The following is a 3,984-nucleotide window of genomic DNA, read 5'->3' as shown; positions in this document are numbered from 1 at the left end:
AGGAGTGGGGACACCACTATCAAACTCTGTGACTACCTGAGAATATTTTGGACAGAAGTCGGGGATGTATAACCTCAACCGGCACATAATCGGGCGATCGCTATTGTGGAGATGATGGGGGGCGATCGCTATTGTGGAGATGATAGAGAGCGATCGCTATTGTGGAGAGTATAGAGGGCGATCGCTATTGTGGAGAGTATGGGGGGCGATCGCTTGTTCAATTACCGTTGCTGGAATAGCCATCTCGATTGCTTTGAGCAAGTCACCATTTTGTATATCGGGACACACCAACGAAAAATCTCTCAGATGCACCACAGTTAATTTCCATTCTTGGGAACAATGCTTAATTTACATGAATTTGAGGCTTAACTGAACCTTATTCAGACCAGTTTGATTGTTTACGAGATACCATTGAGGATGTCTTGCATTTTGCGTCCTAACCTCCTTGGCGATTGCTATAGTACCCTGGAAGGAAGCCAAGAAATATTGGCAAGAACTCACATGATCCGCACTATTCCAACCAAAGAATCTCTCACTGTAGAGTTTAAAAGCGATCGCTCTCGCCTACCTGACCGAGAACTGATTGAAACTGTAGTCTGTCTTGCTAATACCGATGGTGGTGAAATTTACCTGGGTGTTGAAGATAATGGACAAGTGACTGGTTTACATCCCCAGCATCAAAACTTATCTACCCTAGCAGCCATGATTGCTAACCGCACCAATCCGCCAGTGAGTGTGCGCGTTACAGCACTGCAAGAAGAAGGCCAAACCATTGCTCAAATTGAAGTCCCAAAATCTCTGCGTCTAGTTGCTACTTCCGATGGTCTTTTACAGCGTCGCCGCCTTCAAGCTGAAGGGACTCCCCAATGCGTCCCCTTCTATCCCCATGAATTTGCCAGCCGTCAATCAGATTTAGGTTCTTTAGATTACTCATCTTTACCAGTAAACGGAGCCACTACAGCCGACTTTGACCCCCTAGAACGGGAACGCCTGCGCCAACTGATTGAACGATATGGTGGCGATCGCACTCTGTTATCTCTGAGTGATGAAGAACTAGATGGTGCTTTGGGATTTGTACGTTCTCGTCATGGAGATCGCATCCCGACAATTACGGGATTGCTGATTTTGGGGAGAGAAGCAGCACTACGAGAATTTATACCAACTCACGAAGTTGCCTTTCAAGTTTTAGAAGGAACTCAAGTGCGAGTTAATGATTTTTACCGCACCCCGATGTTGAAACTATTTGAGCGAATTATGGAACAGTTGGAAGTGCGTGTGGAAGAAGATGAAATTCAAATTGGTTTATTTCGCGTACCAGTTCCTAACTACGACCGACGCGCATTTCGTGAGGCTTTTGTGAATTCCTTAATTCATCGGGACTATACCAGAATGGGAGCAGTTCACGTTCGTTGGGAAGATTACGGCATTGTCATCAGTAACCCTGGTGGATTTGTTGAAGGTGTAACCTTAGATAATTTGTTAGTTGTAGAACCAAGACCCAGAAATCCTTTCCTAGCCGATGCTATCAAACGCATAGGACTTGCTGAACGTACTGGACGCGGTGTTGACTTAATTTACCAAGGCTTACTGCGCTACGGAAGACCCGCACCCGACTATCAACGTAGTGACGCATACTCAGTAGTTGTGCGACTTCCTGGTGGAGAAGCCGATTTACCACTTTTGCGGGTAGTAATTGAAGAAGAAAACCGCAGACAAAGTCCTCTACCAGTTGAATCTCTCATTGCTTTGGCTCAATTGCGACAAGAAAGACGCATAGATACCACTACCCTAGCTCAAGCCATTCAACGTAATGAACAGATTGCCCGCAGTGTCTTAGAAAGATTAGTTGAGGCGGGTTTAGTTGAAGCCCACGGTATCAAAAAAGGGCGTACCTACACGTTAAGTCCTCAAGTGTATCGAGAATTAGGACAGTCAGCTGATTATGTCCGACAGGTCGGCTTCGATTCCATACAGCAAGAACAAATGGTTATCAGTTATGTCAATACTCACGGCAAAATCACCAGACAAGAAACAATGGAATTGTGCCGGATTAGTAAAGACCAAGCGACTCGCTTATTACGTCAACTAGCTGATGCGAACCAATTAAAATTAGTTGGTCAACGCAGAGGCGCACATTATGTGCTGCCATAGCGCGGAAATAAGCACCGCGCATTTTAAAATAAGCGTTGCGTATTTTTAGCGCATTTTCGGAAATAAAATTAATATGTCTATTGTTACTGATTACTCATTCCCCTTTGAGAACAGATATATAGGTTTGCTGGTATAAAGACTAACAGGTAAAACCAAGCCTCAACCTACTTGATTTTTAATTTTTATCGTTTTTTACTTTAATTTCTTTTACACTCAGTATCACTGAGTTATTTTGTGCTTTTAGTAACTTCTCATAATGCCATAGTACATAATTTAACTTAAAAAAATTAAGGCACAATTTCAATTACATATAAGTCATAAGTTTATCTATTTCTACGTAACCGGTTAAATAATCCCCCGACCATAAAAGGTAAAATTTATGCACTTTTCAGCATTAACTAGCGTCGTAGCCTTATCAATACTGATATTTACTCTCATGGCTATTTCTACTTTGAGTCAAACTAGACTCAATCAAATCAGCTTTAGATTTGAAAAACGGGGAAGATATCAGAGGATCATTCCTTGGGAATCTGACTCTTTCCCCAAAACTCTTTGGACACCCCAAAGAGTTCTTGAAATAGTGAGTCAAAGATTCCAAAAATTTCACACTAAAGGTCGCCTTAATCCTGATTTAGCTGTAACTTACATCAATCGTGGTTTTGTTTACTATGACCAAAAAAAATGGGATTTAGCTCTGGTTTATTTCACTAAAGCCATTGCCTTAAATCCTGATTATGCTTATGCTTACTACAGTCGCGGTAATGTTTACTATAACCAAAAAAAATGGGATTTAGCTCTGGCTGATTATAATAAAGCCATTGCCATAGCCATTGGCATTAATCCCGATTTAGCTGATACTTATATAGGTTGCGATAATTTTTACTATGACCAGAAACAACAGGATTTAGCTCTGGCTGATTATAATAAAATCATTGGCTTTAATCCCGATTTAGCTGATCCTTACATAGGTTGCGGTAATGTTTACTATAACCAAAAAAAATGGGATTTAGCACTGTCGGCTTACACCAAAGCCATTACCATTGATCCTGATTATGCTCAAGCCTACTATAGTCGCGGTCTTGTTTACCATCAGCTAGGAGACATCAACAAAGCCAGGGAAAACTTGCTAAGAGCAGCGCAATTATACCTCGATGAAGGTAGTACCGCTGATTATCAACAAGTAATTAGAATTTTAAACTCACTCTAAAAGCTAGGGGTTAAAATCCTGTCTTCAGGCTTAAGTATTACCCCCATAAAAAATAAGTCTTATATTTGTGATTACGAAATAATCGGGCGATCGCCTCTGGATTGTGGAGATGATGGAGGGCGATCGCTATTGTGGAGATGATGGGGGGCGATCGCTTGATTTTGACTGAGTATTTTAACTGGGTTAATTCTGTAGGATTCAGCCCGAATGGTCAAACCCTCCCTAGTGGGAGTGATGACAAGGGTATCAAACTGTGGCGATTATGGTACTAGTGAATCAAATTTCATCTACAATCGGGGTCATTTTGAGCCAAAAAAAATGGGCTTTAGCTGTGGCTGATTACATCCAAGCTATTGCCATTAATCCTAATTAGCTTTTATCTTACAGCGATCGCAGTCTTTTAGACAATTACTTAACAAATCTTCACAAAACCAGGGAGAACCTGTAACCACATCCCCTTTATTTTTGTCTGTAGGATTGAGCCAGAATGGTCAAACCCTCCCTAGTAGGAGTGGGGACACCACTATCAAACTCTGTGACTACCTGAGAATATTTTGGACAGAAGTCGGGGATGTATAACCTCAACCGGCACATAATCGGGCGATCGCTATTGTGGAGATGATGGG

General features: G+C 41.8%; 4 protein-coding genes. 2 read left to right on the top strand and 2 right to left on the bottom strand.

Annotation, left to right across the window (positions count from 1 at the left end; all coding sequences use genetic code 11):
• Positions 1–156: 156 nt before the first annotated feature.
• Positions 157–315: a hypothetical protein gene (locus NWP22_RS02435; protein WP_271732862.1), complete on the bottom strand. Its 159-nt coding sequence runs from the start codon at positions 313–315 to the stop codon at positions 157–159.
• Between the two features lie 102 nt (positions 316–417).
• On the opposite strand from NWP22_RS02435, the gene NWP22_RS02430 reads away from it, so the two are divergent.
• Both NWP22_RS02430 and NWP22_RS02425 read left to right on the top strand, forming a co-directional pair.
• Complete coding sequence (locus NWP22_RS02430) at positions 418–2,151, top strand: RNA-binding domain-containing protein (protein ID WP_271732864.1); 1,734 nt, start codon at positions 418–420, stop codon at positions 2,149–2,151.
• Between the two features lie 379 nt (positions 2,152–2,530).
• A complete protein-coding gene (locus tag NWP22_RS02425) occupies positions 2,531–3,358 on the top strand; it encodes a tetratricopeptide repeat protein (protein ID WP_271732866.1) in 828 nt (275 codons plus the stop codon).
• Positions 3,359–3,429: 71 nt separating this feature from the next.
• Here NWP22_RS02425 and NWP22_RS02420 read toward each other — a convergent pair whose 3' ends face one another.
• On the bottom strand, positions 3,430–3,573 hold the full coding sequence (locus NWP22_RS02420; RefSeq protein ID WP_271732867.1) for a hypothetical protein: 144 nt from the start codon (positions 3,571–3,573) through the stop codon (positions 3,430–3,432).
• Positions 3,574–3,984 lie beyond the last annotated feature (411 nt).

Source organism: Anabaenopsis tanganyikae CS-531 (genome assembly GCF_029891675.1).
In the GTDB taxonomy this organism is placed as follows: Bacteria; Cyanobacteriota; Cyanobacteriia; order Cyanobacteriales; family Nostocaceae; genus Anabaenopsis; species Anabaenopsis arnoldii.
The sequence above is the reverse complement of the archived record's forward strand: the minus strand, read 5'-3'. Positions and strand labels throughout refer to the sequence as shown.